The organism is Streptomyces sp. NPDC020801, from assembly GCF_044334385.1.
Lineage (GTDB): Bacteria > Actinomycetota > Actinomycetes > Streptomycetales > Streptomycetaceae > Streptomyces.
Genome location: NZ_JBIRST010000011.1, coordinates 257,120 through 271,815 on the forward strand (window position 1 = coordinate 257,120; position 14,696 = coordinate 271,815).

Sequence of the window (14,696 nt, forward strand, 5' to 3'; positions counted from 1 at the left end):
CCCACGAGAACGGAACCCCAATGAGAATCTTCGGCCGTGAGCCTGCGCTCTACCTCAACACCCTGTCCGCCGTCCTCGGCCTCGTCGTCACCTTCAACGTCGGCCTCACTCAGGACCAGGCCGGCTGGGTCGTGGCGGGCGTGTCTGCGATCCTCGGTGCTATCGCTGCCGCTCTGACCCGGCCGATCGCCGTGCAGGCGTTCACCACGCTGGTCGCCACGGTCGCATCGGCAGTGGCCGCGTTCGGGTACAACGTCGACCCCACCACGACTGCCGCGATCAACGGTCTGGTCCTCGCCGTACTGATGTTCCTCACCCGCGGCCAGGTCTCCCCGGCCAACCCGGCAGCGCCCGCGAACACGCCGCCCCAGGGAGTCTGAGTGCGGTGCCGGGCGGCCCGGCGGCTGATGCGCGTGCTGGGCCGCCGCGGCGCGATCCTCCTGTCCTACGGCACCGTGTGGAGCTTGTTCGGGTATGGGCAGCTCGTCTCCCCGCAGACCGGGCAGCCCGGTCTGGGTCTCGCGATCCAACTGCTGCCGCTGCACGTGTGGGGCTGGCTGTGGATCACAGCCGGGTTGATCGCGCTCGCCTCAGCATGGGCACCCCAGGGCCTGGACTGGCCCGGCTTCCTCGCCCTGCCGCTGATCGTGCTGCCGTGGATGCTGTCCTACTTCACCGCATGGCTGCAGGGCGACTTCGCGCGGGGGTGGGTGGCCGCCGCGGTGTGGGCCGCGATCGCTGTTCCCGTGCTGGTTGTAGCCGGATGGCGGGAGGCGCCACGGCCCAAAAGAGTCGAGGGCTACAGATGACGGTGGACACCTGGATCCAGGCCGGCATGGCAGTGGTCGCGGCAGTCGGCGGTGTGGTGTCCGCCCGATCCGCGCGCAGAACGAAGCGGCAGGAACGCCGCGACGACTTCACCGCCGTCACCGAGCAGCAAGGCAAGGCCATCGAACGTCTCGAGAAGCGTGTCCAGCGCCAAGAGACCGAGGCGGACAAGCAGCGGGAGCGCATCGCCGAGCAGGACGAGGCCATCGGATGGCTCCTGTTCCGGCTTCGCTCGCTCGTATCGCATATCAAGAAGGCGGGCATGGAGCCGCCGCCGGCAGAGCCGATGTCAGAGCGGGCAGCCCGCTACCTGCGGCATCTCGACGTGTGAACTGGAGTTTGACCCATGCCGTTCCCGCCTGGTGTTCAAACCGTCACCCTGACCGCTGGCGCGTCCGGCTATCGGGCCCTTGACGGCGACGCCTACCAGGGCACGATCCGCCTCACCCCATCCGTGTCCCGGGTCGTCTCCGCCGAGCACGGCGTCATCGCCCTCGGCACGGAGAACGTCACCCTTGGCGCGTCCGGCGAGTTCACCACGGCGCTCCTCGCGGTTGACGCCGAGGGTTTCAGCCCGAGCGGCTGGACGTACCGCGTCGACGAACAGCTCGACGGCGCCCCCCTCCGCAGCTACAACATCAGCCTGCCCGCCTCCGCGGGAACGGTCGCCCTGGCATCGCTCACCCCGGTGGAGTCCAGCACGGGCGTCGAGATCGGCGCGGACGCTGCCGGCACGGCGGCGGCTGCTGTCGCTGTCCACAACGCCGACACCACCGATGTCCACGGCATCGCCGACACCGCGCTGCTGGAGACCACGGCTGGTGCGTCGGCGAAGGTGGCAGCGCATGCCGCGGTCACGACGAGCGTGCACGGCATCACCAACACGGCCGTCCTCGAAACGCAGTCCGGCGCGACCGCCAAGGTGTCCGCGCATGCTGCGGCCACGGACCCGCACGGCGACCGCGCCTACACAGACACGCAACTCGCAGCCTTGTCCGCCCTGACCCAGTTCAAGGTCAAGACGGTGGACGAGCCCCGCACCGCCACAACCACGGTCGCCGACGACGTGCACCTGATCGCCACGCTCGACGCCAACTCCAGCTACCGCTTCCGGGCCACGCTGCTCTTCGACGGCCCAGAAACCGCGGACGCGACGCTGACTTTCACCGCTCCGGCCGGAGCGACGGGCGGCTGGTCGCCGGTAGCTGGCACGCTCGGCACGACCGTCCCGGACGGCTCGGCGCAGCTGAAGATGGCCGCCCGCCAGTTCGGCTCCAACAGCGACGTGGGTGTGATGGCGTCCTCCGCGACGCTGGCCGGCCTGATGGTCCTGCCGCACGGCATCGTCGTCACCGGCGCCACACCGGGCCAGTTGAAGCTGAGGTGGGCGCAACAGACGTCCAACGCCAGCCCGGTCCTCCTCAAGGCGGGCAGCACGCTCGAGGTCGTCAAGGTCTCCGGCTCGGGCCCGTCCGCCTCCGGCATCAACCTCGACTACCCCGGCAACTATCCATCCGACCAGGGCCTGCTCGCGTGGACCTACGATCCTGACGAGGCCGGGCATGTGACGGCCCAGTCCGCGGCGGGCGTCGCCGGGCACATCACTCTCACGAAAATCATCCTGCGGAAGCAGATCACTTGGAGCAGTATCTGGCTCGGCCTGGCCGGCGTCGACACCGCGGCCGCGCTCACCAACTGCTACCTCGGGGTGTACGACAGCAGCGGCAACCTGAAGGGCGCCACCGCAGACCTGTCCAGCCAGCTCGTCGTCGGCAGCAACGCCAAACCCATCAGCTTCGCCCTGACCGCGCCGTTCACCGCCGCGCCCAGCGCGTACTACGTGGCCATGCTCCTCAACGGCTCCTGGTCCACGAACGTGTTCACCTTCAAGGCCTCAGGCGCAGGCATCTCGGTGAACGCCAACCTGAGCGCGCCGAACCTGCGCTACAGCAACATGCTCAGCGGCCAGACGAGCCTGCCCGCCAGCCTCGACCTCACGCAGCAGTCCACCAGCCTCATCACCACAGGCTGGGGCTCTCAGTGGTACGGGGTGAGCTGATGGATGCCCCGACCGTGGACGACGACCCGCCACGCCCGTTCTGGCTGTCGCCGTGGCCGTTCCGCGAACCGCCGTGGCCACCCGACTACGAGGAGCCGGAGTGAGCACGCCGCGGGAGCTGGTCGTGGTGGACGGCCACGTGCTGCTGCAGGCGTGCTCCCTATATAGGGGCCACGCGTGCGCGGTCATCGAGCAGCACCACATCTGCCCCAAGTCGTGGTGGATCGCCGCGGGCAAGCCGATCGACACGCCGCTCGCCGCGATCTGCCCGACGGACCACATGAATGTCCACGCTGCGATCGACGGGATACTCGCCGGCCGGGACGTGACCGCACTCCCGCCCCGCTGCGTCGCCCTCGCCCGGCAAGGGCTCGCCATCGCCGCCGCACACGGGCTCACACCCGCACCGACCCTGTGACAGACGCCCCCTCCTTCAGGAGGGGGCGTTCTGCTGTGTACGGAGCCTGAGTTGGGGCGGTCCGACTCTCGATAACATGCCATATCGCGGGCGTTATTTGGGGTGATTGTCCGACTCTTCGTCGGCCCGCTTGCCGGTGGTTCGCCCCTCGGCGATCTGCTGAGCACGTGCCCGGCTGACGCCCAACTCTGCGGCCACCTGGGCGTGGCTGAGCCCGTCCTCGCGCATCTCCTGTACCGCGCCATGTCGGATCTCGCGCAGCCACTTCTGTAGCTCCGGGATGGCCTGGAGGGCGGCACTGACGTCCTTGGCGCGCCGGGTGGCGTCGCCTTGTTCGGCGAGGTGCTTCAGATTCTCGAAGGGGCTCGGAGGGTTCGTCATGAGAGTCAGTGTAGGGGGAGGGTTGACATGCCGTAAGGGGTGCCCTTACATTAGAAGGGTAAGAGCAACCCACCCAAGGGAGCCCACGGTGACGAACCGACCGATGACCCCGGCGATGCGCAAGGCCCTCACTGACGCCGCCGATCGGTGGGACCGCTCGCTGCGTGACGTCGACGGCCGCACGCTCCGAGGTCTCATCGCGCGCGGCCTGGTCGACGTCACGATCGGCGAGCACTCCTACCACCGGGGCAACGGCTGGTGGGTTACGAAGCAGGTCATCACCGACACGAAGATCAACGACGCCGGGCGCGCCGCCCTTGCCGCCAAGGGGACCAAGCCGCGCACCCTGCGCCGCGACAGCCTGGACTTCGGGTACGTCACCAGCGACAGCCGATATGAGATCACGCCCCTCTACGGCTTGAGCATCCGAGGCGGCTCCGTCAGTCGGCCCACGGGCTGGCGTCTGAAGGACCGCCAGGGCGAGCACGAGAACCGCTACGAACTGTCCCTCTCCCGCATCCGCGACATCCTCAAGGAGCTCCCCTGATGACCACCCGCAAGGCACCCGAAGACATGGGCATCCGCGAACTCGCCGAGACCTTCCGCATCGTGATGCGGCACCTGAGCGAGACGAGCCAGTACGACCACGAGCTGCTCGCCATCCGTGGCAAGCGCGCGGCGGCGCTCTGGCAGGAGATGCTCTGGCGCGGCTTCGAGTTCAAGGACGACGGCTCGAACCTCGGAGGCAACTGATGCCGCGCAAGCCCAGCCCGCACGGCCTCTACTGCGAGGGGACCCGAAGCAGCTACAAGGCCCCCTGCAATGACCCCGCCCTCTGGGTCGTCTACTGGGGTGATCCGAAAGCCGACGAGGTAAAGACCAACTACGCGTGCGCGTACCACCTGCACAAGCTGCTCGTCGAACTCACCCCGAAGGCCGAGTTCTCCCGCGAGATGTTCCGCGTCCTCCCGCTCGACATGATCGCCGAGTGGAACGCGCGACAGGATGCGGATCGCCAACACGCCGACGCGGAGTGAGCGCCCGGACGTAGCGGTGCCCCGGCTGAAGGAAGCAGCCGGGGCACCGCCCGTACCGTACCCGATCGGAGACCCTGTGACCGACCTCGCCCCACGTCAGCCGAACGCCACCCCCGCCGTCTACGACGCTGCGACGCTCGCCGTCCTGGCCGCCATGGAGGAGGCAGCCGAGAAGCACCTCGACGCCGTCCGGGAAGCCCTGGCGGGCGCTCAACTCTGTGGTTGATAATGACAGTTATCCTAGCCAAGGAGGGATCCAGTAGTGGACCAACTCGAAGCTCTCTACGCCGCCACAGCCGCCGTCGTGCCGCCTCGCACTCCCGCCGAGGAACTCCAAGCGGCGTCCGATATCGCCTTCACGTCCGACACTCCGGCCGGAAATGCGCTTGGCTGGTGGCTTCGCGACACCGCCACCACGCACTTCCCGGACAACAGCGGGCGACAGTGCGAACGCGACGGCGACGACTGGCCCTGCCTCGACGTGCGTGCCGCCCAGAAGCTCGCCAAACTCGCCAACGCCGAAGGAGAGATCCGACTGTGACCGACCGCATCACTGAGGGAGTACCCATGAGTGACGACATGCCTCGCCGATTCCACCTCCAGCGTCGCGTTGACGTAACGGGTGCCTCTGGCACCGGGCGCGTCGCGGACGGCGTTCTCTGGCCGGACGGGACGGCAACGCTGCGGTGGCGTGGCGAGCGTGCCAGCACGGTGTTCTGGGACAACGGCATGGAGGACGCAGAGGCCGTTCATGGGCACGGGGGTCACACGCGGATCATCTGGGATGACCCGGCAGGCAAGCCACCCATGGCGAACTGGGTGGACGCTTGGAGCGTCCTGGCAAGCTGGGTGGACGAAGCCGTTGCGGACGGTCGTGAGATCAGTGTGGCGGAGATTCAGGCGCGGATGCGGGAGCTGAAGGAGCGGGCAGTCGCGCCTGTCAGTGACTGGCTGACCGCCAAGCCCGTTGCGCCTCGCGCGGATTCGGCGTAGCCCCGCCGTGACCGCCCTCGTCCCGCGCCCGTCGGCGGAGCTGTCGACCGACCGGCACGACCCCCGCGACGACTGGCCCGACGAAGCCCGCCGACTCGCAGACCACCTCACCGGCATCTACGGCGACCGCGACCCGCTGCCCACCATCGCCGGAGGATGGATCGCCCGCCAGAAGAGTCGCCACACCCGGCGGGCCTACGTGCGCACCTTCAAGGCGTGGGAGGAGTACGCCCGTTCCGTCGGCATCCACCCGCTCCAGGTGAAGCTGCCGCTCGCCGACGCCTACGCCAAGCACCTCGCCAAGACGCCCACCCGCAACGGCAAGCCGCCCGCCGAGACCACACAGGCGCAGGCCCTCGCCGCCGCCGGATCCTTCTACACCTACGCCGCCCGCCTCCACGCCGTCGACTCCGACCCGTTCGCCTCCGTCAACCGGCCCTACGTCGACCCCGACTACTCGCCCACCCAGGGCATGACCGAGGCGGAGACGACCCGGCTCATCCAGACAGCCGCCGACTGGGCGCCCCGCTCCTACGCCCTCGTCATGCTCCTCTACCTCACCGGCGCCCGCGTCGACGAACTCCTCTCGTTGAACGCCGACCAGCTCGGCTACGACCGAGGCCACCGCACGTTGCCGCTCACGCAGAAGGGCGGCAAGAAGCGGCCCGCACCCGTACCGCCGCTCGCCCTCGACGCACTCCTCGCCTACCTCGGCGACCGCACCGACGGCCCGCTGTTCGTCACCGACACCGGTCGCCTGCGCCGCTGGACACAGCCCGAAGTGTGGAAGCATCTCCGCGTCCTCGCCCGCCGGGCCGGCATCCCGCAGGCCGCCACGATCAAGCCCCACACGCTGCGGCACCAGTTCATCACCGACAACCTCGCCAACGGCGTCCCGCTCCAAGACGTCCAAGACGCCGTCTCCCACTCCGACCCGCGCACCACCCAGCGGTACAACCGGCGTCGCCGCCAGCTCGACAATCACCCCGCCTACGCACTCGCCGCCAAGCTCGCCGCGAGACTCCAGCCCGACCCCACCGAGTAGTGCCACACTGGAAGAGCGCCCATCTCGCGTCCCCCGTCGAGGTGGGCGCCCTGCTACCCCTCCATGTACCCGAGCTCGGCATCAGGCCGGCAGTGCCCACACGCCTCGACGCCTTCGGCGAGGGCCCGCAGCGCGACGTCCCGCGGCACGCCTTTCCACCGCTTGCCTGCCATGTGGCAGCCGCCGACGTGGACGGCGACGGGCGGCGCATCCCGGTTGAGGCCGTGTTCGAGGATCCAGTCGGGGGGCGCCGGCCGGGCTTCGATGCCGCGCTGCTGTTCCGCACGCTTGCGCTCTTCGTCGGCGATCCACCGGTCGACTTGGTCGAGCTGGTGGATGAGGAAGGCGCGGGCGATGCGCAGCTTCTCCAGCTTGCTCGGCGGGCGCGGTTCGTTCACGCGTTCGATTCTATGCTGGTGGGGTGAGACCGCAATCCGCCGGGGCGCAAAACCCCGAGCGCTACCACCTGACCCTGACCGCAGGCGGCCGCACGGTGCAGCACGGCTGGTGGGGGAGCGAGGCGACCGCACGACGCAAGTTCGCCGGCTGGATCGGCGAGCACGGCCGGCCCGGCGCCCGCATCGTCCTCGTCGACGAGGAGACCGGGGAGACGCTGGCCAGCTGGCCGTAAGCCCCGTTGTCGGTGGCGGGTCCTAGCATTACGGCATCAACTGTTCGCGTCTGCTGGGCGCGGCGGTACTCGAAGGACGCCCCACTCGTGGTCACGCACGGGTGGGGCGTCGCGTTGTCAGTCCTCCGCGGGCTCCGGGTGCCGGACGGCCCGCTTGAGCCCCATCTCCACCTCGTACCGGTCGAGCCCGGACGCCTCCGCGAACGCGGTCACTCCGGCCTGTACGGCGGCCGCCTGCTCGATGGTGAGCGCGCCCTGCCGGTGCGCATCCCAGGCGGAACGTTCCAGCTGGAGGAGATCTTCGGGGAAGTCGATGGTCACGGCGGGAGTCTAAGCCGCCTTCACGACGTCTCCACGCTCCACCTGGCGCAGCTCGGCGAGGAGCCGCCGGTACTCCTCCCGCTGCTCCGCCGTCAGCGGCACCGCAGGATGCGACCACAGGGCACGGATCTGCGCGTTCAACTCCGCAGCGGACCGCGCGCAACCCTGCGCCGGGGGAGTGGGGATCATGCGGCAAGCCTAGTGGCGGGCACTGTCAGCGGGCTACGAATTGGGCGGCTCGACGAACGTTCCGAGCCCCACCTCGGCGCGCACCAGGCCCGCGCTCTTCAAGTGTGCGAGCACCTTCTGTGCGGTGGATGCTGCGACCTCGAACTCGGTGGAGATCTCGACGACGGACGGCACGCGGGTACCGGCCGGGTAGGTGCCGTCTTCGATGCGGCCCACGATGATGGCGGCGATCTGCCGCCAGATCGGCCGCGTCCGGTCAAGATCAACGCTCACATAGTCGACCGTAGAAAACCGCAGTACACCGCGCGACCGCAGTACAGTGCGGTACACCGCGGTATACCGTGAAATTGCACGATGGACCCCCGCGGCCGCGGTCACGGCCCGGGGGCGTGGACGACACCTGCTGGAGCGCCGCCATGCACGAGCCTACGGACCCACCGCCCGAGCACCAGACCGCCGACGGGTTACCGCAACTCTGCTGCTGCTGCGGAAAGCTGACACGTGAGCCGGTCGTGGTTGGTGAGGTCCACACGCCGTCCGGTGAAGGCTCGCTGTTGTACGCCTGCCCGCCCGACGCGCTCCTGTTCGGCGAGCGGGCGTCATGACCGGCGGCTTGCGCGACGAGAGCGTCGACCCGGCGTGCCGGCTCGGCCAGCACCAGTACTGCTCCGGGAACGTCGACCTGAAGCCGGGGCCTGGGCCGGCCGTGCCGCTCGTGCGGTGCGCGTGCCACTGCCATCGGGGCAGACGCCGTGCGTTACCTGTTGGGCAATGAACGGCCGTTCAGTAGTGCCTCACAGGTAACCCCTGGCCAGAGCATGTGCAAGCGGGTGCGGAGAAACGCCAGCGAACGTTGGATAAATGCACGCTGAAGCCTTGCGCTGACAGAGGGCGACAGTGTTGTCTGTTGACAAAAGTTCAGCCCAGAAGGAGGTCGGAGATGGGTGTGCCGATGACCCGTGCGATGCGCAGCAAGGTCTCCAGCGAGGGATTGGCCTGGCCTGCTTCGATCTGCTGGTAGAAGGAACGTGTCAGCGGGATGGCGAGGAACACGGCTTCTTGGGTGAGGTTGTGGTCTATGCGTGCGTCCCGGATGCATCGACCGATGCGGCGCCGTTCGCGGAGCAGCCAGTCATCGTCGTAGGGAAGGTCGCGCACTCGACAAACGCTCTGACCGAGTTGATCATAAGTCAGCCCGGTGTCACCGGGCCTTTTGTGATCATGAACGCCACGCGACGGACCGTCAGTCCGCCGCCGTAGAACAGTCGCCACCTCTGAGGTGGGCGCCGCAACCCTTGCCACCCCCCACTGGCAGCCCTGCGGACCTGGTATATGCCGCAGGGCTTCAGGTAGTTTCAGAAATTCGAACACCTGTTCATCCGAAGGGGTGAACAACGGCTGACCAGCGCATCCACGCGATGCCAGCGGGAACGTGGGCCACGCGCCCCCCACGCACCCAGCCGGCGAGACAACGGGAGACGGCAATGGACCGCGAGGACATCCTCGACCTCTACGAGTGGCAGCCCGGGGTTTGTTTCCTCCATCCCGACAAGGGCGCAGTGGCGACGGCTCACGTCAAAACGATTCGCCCTCCGGCCGGTGGCATCCAGGACGTCCGCGCCTGCAAGGAGTGCGTGATGGTCATGGAGGCGCAGCGCAAGGCGGCTGCGGCCCGTGCGGGTCAGGCGTACAAGCCGGGCGGCCTTGCCGAATAGTGCCTGCTGGGGCACCGAATCGGGGCGGCTCCCCGGGGAGCGACTGGGGAGCCAGATGCCCCGGGGAGTGCTCGGGGAGCGCCAGTTCGCTCGGTTACGCTTTCCAATGTTCTCCTAAGTTCTGCAATGCATTGCTGTTCAGAGGGGGTGCGGCGGTCCGAGCGGATGGATCCCCAGTTCGAGCAGTGTGTAGGTGGCTGAACAACACCATCTGCCTGGACACCGGCGTGGTCTTCGGCGGCAAGCTGACCGCGCTGCGCTGGCCGGAGCGGGAGCTGGTCGACGTACCGGCAGAGCGGGTCTGGTACGAGCCGGCGAAACCGCTGCGCACCGAGGCGCCGGGCGGCCACGACGGCCGTCCGCTGGACCTCGGCGACGTGCACGGCCGCCGGGTGGTGGAGACCCGCCACACCGGCCGGGTCCCGGTGCGCGAGGAGAACGCGGCGGCGGCCCTGGAGGTCATGAGCCGGTTCGCGATCGACCCGCGGCTGCTGCCGTATCTTCCGCCCACCATGGCGCCGACGGCGACCTCGAAGGCCGAAGGCTACCTCGAGCACCCGGTCGAGGCCTTCGCCCAGTACCGCGAGGACGGGATCGCGCGGGTGGTGTGCGAGGAGAAGCACATGGGCTCGCGGGCCGTGGTCCTGGTGTGCCGGGACCCGCAGGCCGCGCGCAGGAGGTTCGGCGTGGACGGGCCGACGGGCTCGCTCTGCACGCGCACCGGCCGCCCCTTCTTCGACGACGCGTCGGTCACGGAGGAGATCCTCGGCCGGCTGCGCAAGGCGGTCACCGAGGCCGGCCTCTGGGCCGATCTGGACACGGACTGGCTGCTGCTGGACGCCGAGCTGATGCCGTGGTCGCTGAAGGCCACCGGGCTGCTGCGGTCGCAGTACGCGGCGGTCGGCGCGGCCTCCGGGTCGGCGTTCCCCGGTGCGCTGGCCGCGCTGGAGGGCGCGGCGGCCCGGGGCGTCGACGTCGCGGACCTGCTGGCCCGCCAGCGCGAGCGGGCCGCGGACGCCGCCGCGTTCACGGCCGCCTACCGCCGCTACTGCTGGACCACCGACGGCCTGGACGGCGTCCGCCTGGCGCCGTTCCAGATCCTGGCGGTCCAGGGCCGCAGCCTGGCCGGCCTGCCCCACGACGAGCAGCTCGCGCTCCTCGACCGCCTCGTGGAGCACGACGCCACCGGACTGCTCCAGACCACCCGGCGCCTGTACGTCGACGTGGCCGACGCGGAGTCGGTGCGGGCGGGCGTCGACTGGTGGCTGGAGATGACCGGCCGCGGCGGCGAGGGCATGGTCGTCAAGCCGCTGGGCGCGCTAGTGCGCAGCGCGGAGGGCAGGCTGGTCCAGCCGGGCATCAAGTGCCGCGGCCGCGAGTACCTGCGGATCATCTACGGTCCCGAGTACACCCGCCCGGACAACCTCGCCCGGCTCCGGCAGCGTTTCCTCAACCACAAGCGCTCGCTGGCGATCCGCGAGTACGCCCTCGGCCTGGAGGCCCTGGACCGGCTGGCGGACGGCGAACCGCTGTGGCGGGTGCACGAGGCCGTGTTCGGGGTGCTTGCCCTGGAGTCGGAGCCGGTTGACCCCCGGCTCTGAGGGACACGGGGAGCGGTTCACGGGGAGCGGTTCACCCCACCAGCCGCAGCCGCTCCCCGCACACCCCCACCCGGACCGTCTGCCCCCAGGTCAGTTCCACCGCGTCCGTCTCCATGCCGTCCCCGAAGGCGATCAGCCGCTCGGACTCGACGGTCAGCCGCAGGGACGCGGACGCCGGCAGCTCGCCGGCCACCAGTGAGGTGCCGGTGGCCGGTGAGGGCCAGGCCTCACGCACGAACCACAGCAGGCGGTCCTCGGTGGGGCGGGGGAGGGCGATGGTGCTCCCTCTCTCCTGCCACACCGAGCCAAGCCAGCCGGTGGCTCCCGTGCCCGTGCCCACCAGCACCCCGGAGGAGGCCTGGGCCTCGACGACACCCCCGTCGTCCTCGAGGCCCAGGCGGTACCGGGCGGTCTGGTGACCGGGCGCGCCCAGATAGATCTCGTTGAGCGCGAGGAGCCGCTGGGTGTCGTCGGCGACGGCCTCGACCATCGTGCGCTCCTCGACCCCCGTACTCCGCCCGAGCACCGAGGCGAGCAGGACCGCCGCGTCCCCGGGCCGGTGCCGCACCAGCACCCCCGGATTGCGCCCGGGGTCGGTGTCGACGCCGATGACCGGCTGTCCCGCCAGGTACTTGGCCACGTTGGCCACCAGCCCGTCCTGGCCGACCACGACGACCACGTCCTCGGGGGCGAACAGGAAGCGGTCCAGATCCGCCCGTTCCACCCGGGCCTGCCGCCAGGCCGGCGGAACCGCCGACGCCACCTCGGCCAGCGCCCGCCGGTTCCGGTGGTGCCGTTCGGCGACCTGAGCGATGTCCCGGCCCCGGGAGGAGAGGAAGAAGGCGGCCTGACCGTGCGTACCGTGGCGGGCCACCAGCTCCTCGTACTCCGTGGTGCGGTGGACGAGCACGGCCCGCGGCGCCAGGCTCACGCCCCCGCCCCCGCCCCCGCCCCCGCCCCCGCCCCCAGCCCCGCCCCCGCGTCCGGGCCTGTGCCGGTGCGGGTGCGGGTGCCTGTGCCGGTGCGGGTGCCGCTGCCGCCGAAGCTGCCGAGCTTGGCGAGCAGCCCGGTGAGCACGTCCGGCGAGACGGTGACGCTGCCGATGCGCGGAAGGTTCTCGGCCAGCCGGGACCCCGTCAGCGCGTGCAGCGTCGCCACGTCCACCTCGGCGTGCACCCGCAGCCAGGCCGCCCGCGCCTGCGCCTCGGCCTCACCCACCGCGCGTGCCTTCACCGCTTCGGCCCGTCCGAGCCGTTCCGTCCGGGCCGCCTCCGCCTGAGCGAGCCGCACGGTCCGGGCCGCCTCCGCCTCGGCGCGCACCGCGTCGGCCGCCGACTGCTCCTCGGCCTCGCGCCGGGCATTGTTGCCCCGCTGCTCGACCAACTGCTCCTCGCGCCGGGCCAGTTCGATCCGGCTCGCCAGCTCGTTCTCGGCGATCGCCCGCTCCCGCTCCACGGCCACCGCCCGCCGCTCGTACGTCGCCCGGTCCGCCTCCTGCTGGATCTGCTCGCGGGCCGGGGTGCGCAGGGCCCGTTCGACCTCCGGTTCCGGGCGCAGCGCCACCACACGGACGGCCACCACCTCGATGCCGGTGGCCGGCAGCCGGGGCTCGGCGGCCAGGCCGGCCGTGACGCGCTCGCGCACCGCGCTCACCCCGTCCACCAGCGCGGCCGACAGCGGCGTACGGGCCAGGACGGCCAGCGCGTGCTCCTGGGCCGTCTCGGTGAGCAGCGTGCCCAGCTGCTCCAGCGGCGCGCCGCGCCACACACCGGTGTCCGGGTCGATCGAGAAGTCGAGGCGGGCGGCGGCGACGGCCGGGTCGCTGATCCGGTAGGTGACGGTCGCCTGGACCGCCACGTCCTGGAAGTCCGCCGTACGGGCATGGAACGTGATGGCCAACTCGCGGTCGTCGACCGGTACCTCGCTGAGCACGGCGGCCAGTGCGCGGAACCGGAAGCTCAGTCCGGTGCCGTCGTGGACCAGCTTGCCCGAGCGATGGTGCCGGATGTGCGCGGTCGGCGCGCTGCGCAGATGGCGCCACCCCGGGCGCCGGGTGATGTCGGCCATGAGTCCCCCCTCGTCCTCCCTCTCGCCTCTTTCTCGTCATGGCGACGATAATCGGGCCGCCCGCTTGTCGTCAAGGCGACGAGAACAAGAAGGCGAAACAATTGAGACGCAGAACTGTGCAAGCGGAGGATGAAGTCGGTCTCCGATGGTCAGGATGGAGGCATGGGATTCCATGTCGACTCCGAGGCCGGGCGGCTGCGTCGCGTCATCCTGCACCGGCCCGATCTCGAGCTCAAAAGGCTCACCCCCAGCAACAAGGACGCCCTCCTCTTCGACGACGTGCTCTGGGTGCGACGGGCGCGCGCCGAGCACGACGGGTTCGCCGACGCGCTGCGCGACCGCGGTGTCGCCGTGCACCTCTTCGGTGACCTGCTGACCGAGACGATGGAGATCCCTTCGGCCCGGTCGCTCGTCCTGGACCGCGTCTTCGACGAGAAGGAGTACGGGCCGCTCGCCACGGACCACCTCCGGGCCGCGTTCGAGACCCTCTCCGCGCAGGAGCTCACGGAGGCCCTCGTCGGCGGCATGACCAAGCGCGAGTTCCTCCAGGGGTACGCGGAGCCGACGTCCGTCCGCTTCCACGTCATGGACCTGGACGACTTCCTGCTCGGGCCGCTGCCCAACCACCTCTTCACGCGCGACACCTCCGCGTGGATCTACGACGGCGTCTCCATCAACGCGATGCGCTGGCCCGCCCGGCAGCGCGAGACCGTGCACTTCGAGGCGATCTACCGCTACCACCCGCTCTTCCGCGGCGCGTCGTTCAACGTCTGGTCGGAGGGGCAGGCCGACTACCCGTCCACCATCGAGGGCGGGGACGTGCTGGTCATCGGCAACGGCGCCGTGCTCATCGGCATGAGCGAGCGGACCACGCCCCAGGCCGTCGAGATGCTCGCCCACAAGCTGTTCGCCGCGGGGTCGGCCCGGACGATCGTCGCGCTCGACATGCCGAAGCGGCGGGCCTTCATGCACCTCGACACCGTGATGACCATGGTCGACGGCGACACCTTCACCCAGTACGCCGGGCTCGGCATGCTCCGCTCGTACACCATCGAACCGGGCGCCGGTGAAAAGGAGCTCAAGGTCACCGACCATCCGCCGGAGCACATGCACCGCGCGATCGCCGCCTCGCTCGGTCTGAGCGAGATCCGGGTGCTGACCGCCACCCAGGACGTGCACGCGGCCGAGCGCGAGCAGTGGGACGACGGGTGCAACGTCCTCGCCGTCGAACCGGGCGTGGTCGTCGCCTACGAGCGCAACTCCACCACCAACACCCACCTGCGCAAACAGGGTATCGAAGTGATCGAGATCCCCGGCAGCGAGCTGGGGCGCGGCAGGGGAGGCCCGCGCTGCATGAGCTGTCCCGTCGAGCGGGACGCCGTCCGGGTGTAGGGCGTGGGCGTGGGGTGGA

General features: G+C 70.1%; 23 protein-coding genes and 1 pseudogene. 16 read left to right on the forward strand and 8 right to left on the reverse strand.

Features of this window, described 5'->3' with window-relative positions:
* The first annotated feature begins 20 nt into the window (after positions 1-20).
* From ACH4UM_RS24005 to ACH4UM_RS24025, 5 genes are all read left to right on the forward strand, one after another.
* Entirely contained in the window at positions 21-380 is a 360-nt protein-coding gene (locus ACH4UM_RS24005) for a hypothetical protein (RefSeq protein WP_398182784.1), read from the forward strand.
* Positions 381-809, forward strand: coding sequence for a hypothetical protein (locus ACH4UM_RS24010; RefSeq protein ID WP_398182787.1), 429 nt, complete (start codon positions 381-383; stop codon positions 807-809).
* Positions 806-1,159, forward strand: a complete 354-nt coding sequence (locus ACH4UM_RS24015; protein ID WP_398182789.1) for a hypothetical protein — start codon at positions 806-808, stop codon at positions 1,157-1,159. Before ACH4UM_RS24010 ends, ACH4UM_RS24015 begins: the two co-directional genes overlap by 4 nt.
* 15 nt (positions 1,160-1,174) lie before the next feature.
* Entirely contained in the window at positions 1,175-2,887 is a 1,713-nt protein-coding gene (locus ACH4UM_RS24020; RefSeq protein ID WP_398182792.1) for a hypothetical protein, read from the forward strand.
* A 100-nt stretch (positions 2,888-2,987) separates the two neighbouring features.
* Positions 2,988-3,305: a hypothetical protein gene (locus tag ACH4UM_RS24025; protein WP_398182795.1), complete on the forward strand. Its 318-nt coding sequence runs from the start codon at positions 2,988-2,990 to the stop codon at positions 3,303-3,305.
* Positions 3,306-3,398: 93 nt separating this feature from the next.
* Here ACH4UM_RS24025 and ACH4UM_RS24030 read toward each other — a convergent pair whose 3' ends face one another.
* Positions 3,399-3,686 carry a sigma-70 family RNA polymerase sigma factor gene (locus tag ACH4UM_RS24030; RefSeq protein WP_398182798.1) on the reverse strand — a complete coding sequence of 96 codons (288 nt, stop codon included), beginning with the start codon at positions 3,684-3,686 and terminating at the stop codon, positions 3,399-3,401.
* Positions 3,687-3,774: 88 nt separating this feature from the next.
* On the opposite strand from ACH4UM_RS24030, the gene ACH4UM_RS24035 reads away from it, so the two are divergent.
* The 7 genes from ACH4UM_RS24035 to ACH4UM_RS24065 all read left to right on the forward strand — a co-directional run bounded on the left by ACH4UM_RS24035 (position 3,775) and on the right by ACH4UM_RS24065 (position 6,761).
* Positions 3,775-4,233, forward strand: coding sequence for a hypothetical protein (locus ACH4UM_RS24035; RefSeq protein WP_398182801.1), 459 nt, complete (start codon positions 3,775-3,777; stop codon positions 4,231-4,233).
* Complete coding sequence (locus ACH4UM_RS24040) at positions 4,233-4,439, forward strand: hypothetical protein (protein ID WP_398182804.1); 207 nt, start codon at positions 4,233-4,235, stop codon at positions 4,437-4,439. The genes ACH4UM_RS24035 and ACH4UM_RS24040 overlap by 1 nt, the downstream gene beginning before the upstream one ends.
* Positions 4,439-4,723 (forward strand): hypothetical protein, encoded by a 285-nt coding sequence (locus tag ACH4UM_RS24045; protein WP_398182807.1) that lies wholly within the window; start codon positions 4,439-4,441, stop codon positions 4,721-4,723. Before ACH4UM_RS24040 ends, ACH4UM_RS24045 begins: the two co-directional genes overlap by 1 nt.
* Before the next feature lie 76 nt (positions 4,724-4,799).
* On the forward strand, positions 4,800-4,949 hold the full coding sequence (locus tag ACH4UM_RS24050) for a hypothetical protein (RefSeq protein WP_398182809.1): 150 nt from the start codon (positions 4,800-4,802) through the stop codon (positions 4,947-4,949).
* Between the two features lie 36 nt (positions 4,950-4,985).
* A complete protein-coding gene (locus ACH4UM_RS24055) occupies positions 4,986-5,264 on the forward strand; it encodes a hypothetical protein (RefSeq protein WP_398182812.1) in 279 nt (92 codons plus the stop codon).
* A 26-nt stretch (positions 5,265-5,290) separates the two neighbouring features.
* Positions 5,291-5,716, forward strand: coding sequence for a hypothetical protein (locus ACH4UM_RS24060; protein WP_398182815.1), 426 nt, complete (start codon positions 5,291-5,293; stop codon positions 5,714-5,716).
* A 7-nt stretch (positions 5,717-5,723) separates the two neighbouring features.
* Complete coding sequence (locus ACH4UM_RS24065) at positions 5,724-6,761, forward strand: tyrosine-type recombinase/integrase (RefSeq protein WP_398182818.1); 1,038 nt, start codon at positions 5,724-5,726, stop codon at positions 6,759-6,761.
* 53 nt (positions 6,762-6,814) lie between these two features.
* On the opposite strand, the gene ACH4UM_RS24070 is transcribed toward ACH4UM_RS24065, so the two are convergent.
* Entirely contained in the window at positions 6,815-7,159 is a 345-nt protein-coding gene (locus ACH4UM_RS24070) for a DUF6233 domain-containing protein (protein WP_398182821.1), read from the reverse strand.
* A 23-nt stretch (positions 7,160-7,182) separates the two neighbouring features.
* On the opposite strand from ACH4UM_RS24070, the gene ACH4UM_RS24075 reads away from it, so the two are divergent.
* Entirely contained in the window at positions 7,183-7,392 is a 210-nt protein-coding gene (locus ACH4UM_RS24075; protein WP_398182824.1) for a hypothetical protein, read from the forward strand.
* Positions 7,393-7,509: 117 nt separating this feature from the next.
* On the opposite strand, the gene ACH4UM_RS24080 is transcribed toward ACH4UM_RS24075, so the two are convergent.
* From ACH4UM_RS24080 to ACH4UM_RS24095, 4 genes are all read right to left on the reverse strand, one after another.
* A complete protein-coding gene (locus tag ACH4UM_RS24080) occupies positions 7,510-7,713 on the reverse strand; it encodes a hypothetical protein (protein ID WP_398182827.1) in 204 nt (67 codons plus the stop codon).
* Between the two features lie 9 nt (positions 7,714-7,722).
* Positions 7,723-7,902 (reverse strand): hypothetical protein, encoded by a 180-nt coding sequence (locus ACH4UM_RS24085; protein ID WP_398182830.1) that lies wholly within the window; start codon positions 7,900-7,902, stop codon positions 7,723-7,725.
* 33 nt (positions 7,903-7,935) lie between these two features.
* Positions 7,936-8,175 carry a GntR family transcriptional regulator gene (locus ACH4UM_RS24090; RefSeq protein ID WP_398182833.1) on the reverse strand — a complete coding sequence of 80 codons (240 nt, stop codon included), beginning with the start codon at positions 8,173-8,175 and terminating at the stop codon, positions 7,936-7,938.
* Between the two features lie 645 nt (positions 8,176-8,820).
* Positions 8,821-9,060, reverse strand: a complete 240-nt coding sequence (locus ACH4UM_RS24095) for a helix-turn-helix domain-containing protein (protein WP_398182835.1) — start codon at positions 9,058-9,060, stop codon at positions 8,821-8,823.
* Positions 9,061-9,386: 326 nt separating this feature from the next.
* Between ACH4UM_RS24095 and ACH4UM_RS24100 the strand changes: the two genes are divergently transcribed.
* Together ACH4UM_RS24100 and ACH4UM_RS24105 are read left to right on the forward strand one after the other, a co-directional pair.
* On the forward strand, positions 9,387-9,617 hold the full coding sequence (locus ACH4UM_RS24100; protein ID WP_398182838.1) for a hypothetical protein: 231 nt from the start codon (positions 9,387-9,389) through the stop codon (positions 9,615-9,617).
* Between the two features lie 137 nt (positions 9,618-9,754).
* A pseudogene (locus ACH4UM_RS24105) lies at positions 9,755-11,218 on the forward strand (polynucleotide kinase-phosphatase); the annotation flags it as partial.
* Between the two features lie 31 nt (positions 11,219-11,249).
* On the opposite strand, the gene ACH4UM_RS24110 reads toward ACH4UM_RS24105, so the two are convergent.
* Together ACH4UM_RS24110 and ACH4UM_RS24115 are read right to left on the reverse strand one after the other, a co-directional pair.
* Complete coding sequence (locus tag ACH4UM_RS24110; RefSeq protein ID WP_398182841.1) at positions 11,250-12,149, reverse strand: hypothetical protein; 900 nt, start codon at positions 12,147-12,149, stop codon at positions 11,250-11,252.
* Positions 12,146-13,285: an SPFH domain-containing protein gene (locus ACH4UM_RS24115; protein WP_398182844.1), complete on the reverse strand. Its 1,140-nt coding sequence runs from the start codon at positions 13,283-13,285 to the stop codon at positions 12,146-12,148. The genes ACH4UM_RS24110 and ACH4UM_RS24115 overlap by 4 nt, the downstream gene beginning before the upstream one ends.
* A gap of 162 nt (positions 13,286-13,447) precedes the next feature.
* Here ACH4UM_RS24115 and ACH4UM_RS24120 point away from each other — a divergent pair, with 162 nt between their 5' ends.
* Positions 13,448-14,677 (forward strand): arginine deiminase, encoded by a 1,230-nt coding sequence (locus tag ACH4UM_RS24120; protein WP_398182847.1) that lies wholly within the window; start codon positions 13,448-13,450, stop codon positions 14,675-14,677.
* Positions 14,678-14,696: the final 19 nt, after the last annotated feature.

Bases quoted from the DNA above. Each gene is read 5' to 3' on its own strand.
- ACH4UM_RS24020 (WP_398182792.1), top strand. From the start codon at position 1,175: ATGCCGTTCCCGCCTGGTGTTCAAACCGTCACCCTGACCGCTGGCGCG.
- ACH4UM_RS24040 (WP_398182804.1), top strand. From the start codon at position 4,233: ATGACCACCCGCAAGGCACCCGAAGACATGGGCATCCGCGAACTCGCC.
- ACH4UM_RS24085 (WP_398182830.1), bottom strand. From the start codon at position 7,902: ATGATCCCCACTCCCCCGGCGCAGGGTTGCGCGCGGTCCGCTGCGGAG.
- ACH4UM_RS24030 (WP_398182798.1), bottom strand. From the start codon at position 3,686: ATGACGAACCCTCCGAGCCCCTTCGAGAATCTGAAGCACCTCGCCGAA.
- ACH4UM_RS24115 (WP_398182844.1), bottom strand. From the start codon at position 13,285: ATGGCCGACATCACCCGGCGCCCGGGGTGGCGCCATCTGCGCAGCGCG.
- ACH4UM_RS24005 (WP_398182784.1), top strand. From the start codon at position 21: ATGAGAATCTTCGGCCGTGAGCCTGCGCTCTACCTCAACACCCTGTCC.
- ACH4UM_RS24120 (WP_398182847.1), top strand. From the start codon at position 13,448: ATGGGATTCCATGTCGACTCCGAGGCCGGGCGGCTGCGTCGCGTCATC.
- ACH4UM_RS24015 (WP_398182789.1), top strand. From the start codon at position 806: ATGACGGTGGACACCTGGATCCAGGCCGGCATGGCAGTGGTCGCGGCA.
- ACH4UM_RS24060 (WP_398182815.1), top strand. From the start codon at position 5,291: ATGAGTGACGACATGCCTCGCCGATTCCACCTCCAGCGTCGCGTTGAC.
- ACH4UM_RS24100 (WP_398182838.1), top strand. From the start codon at position 9,387: ATGGACCGCGAGGACATCCTCGACCTCTACGAGTGGCAGCCCGGGGTT.
- ACH4UM_RS24045 (WP_398182807.1), top strand. From the start codon at position 4,439: ATGCCGCGCAAGCCCAGCCCGCACGGCCTCTACTGCGAGGGGACCCGA.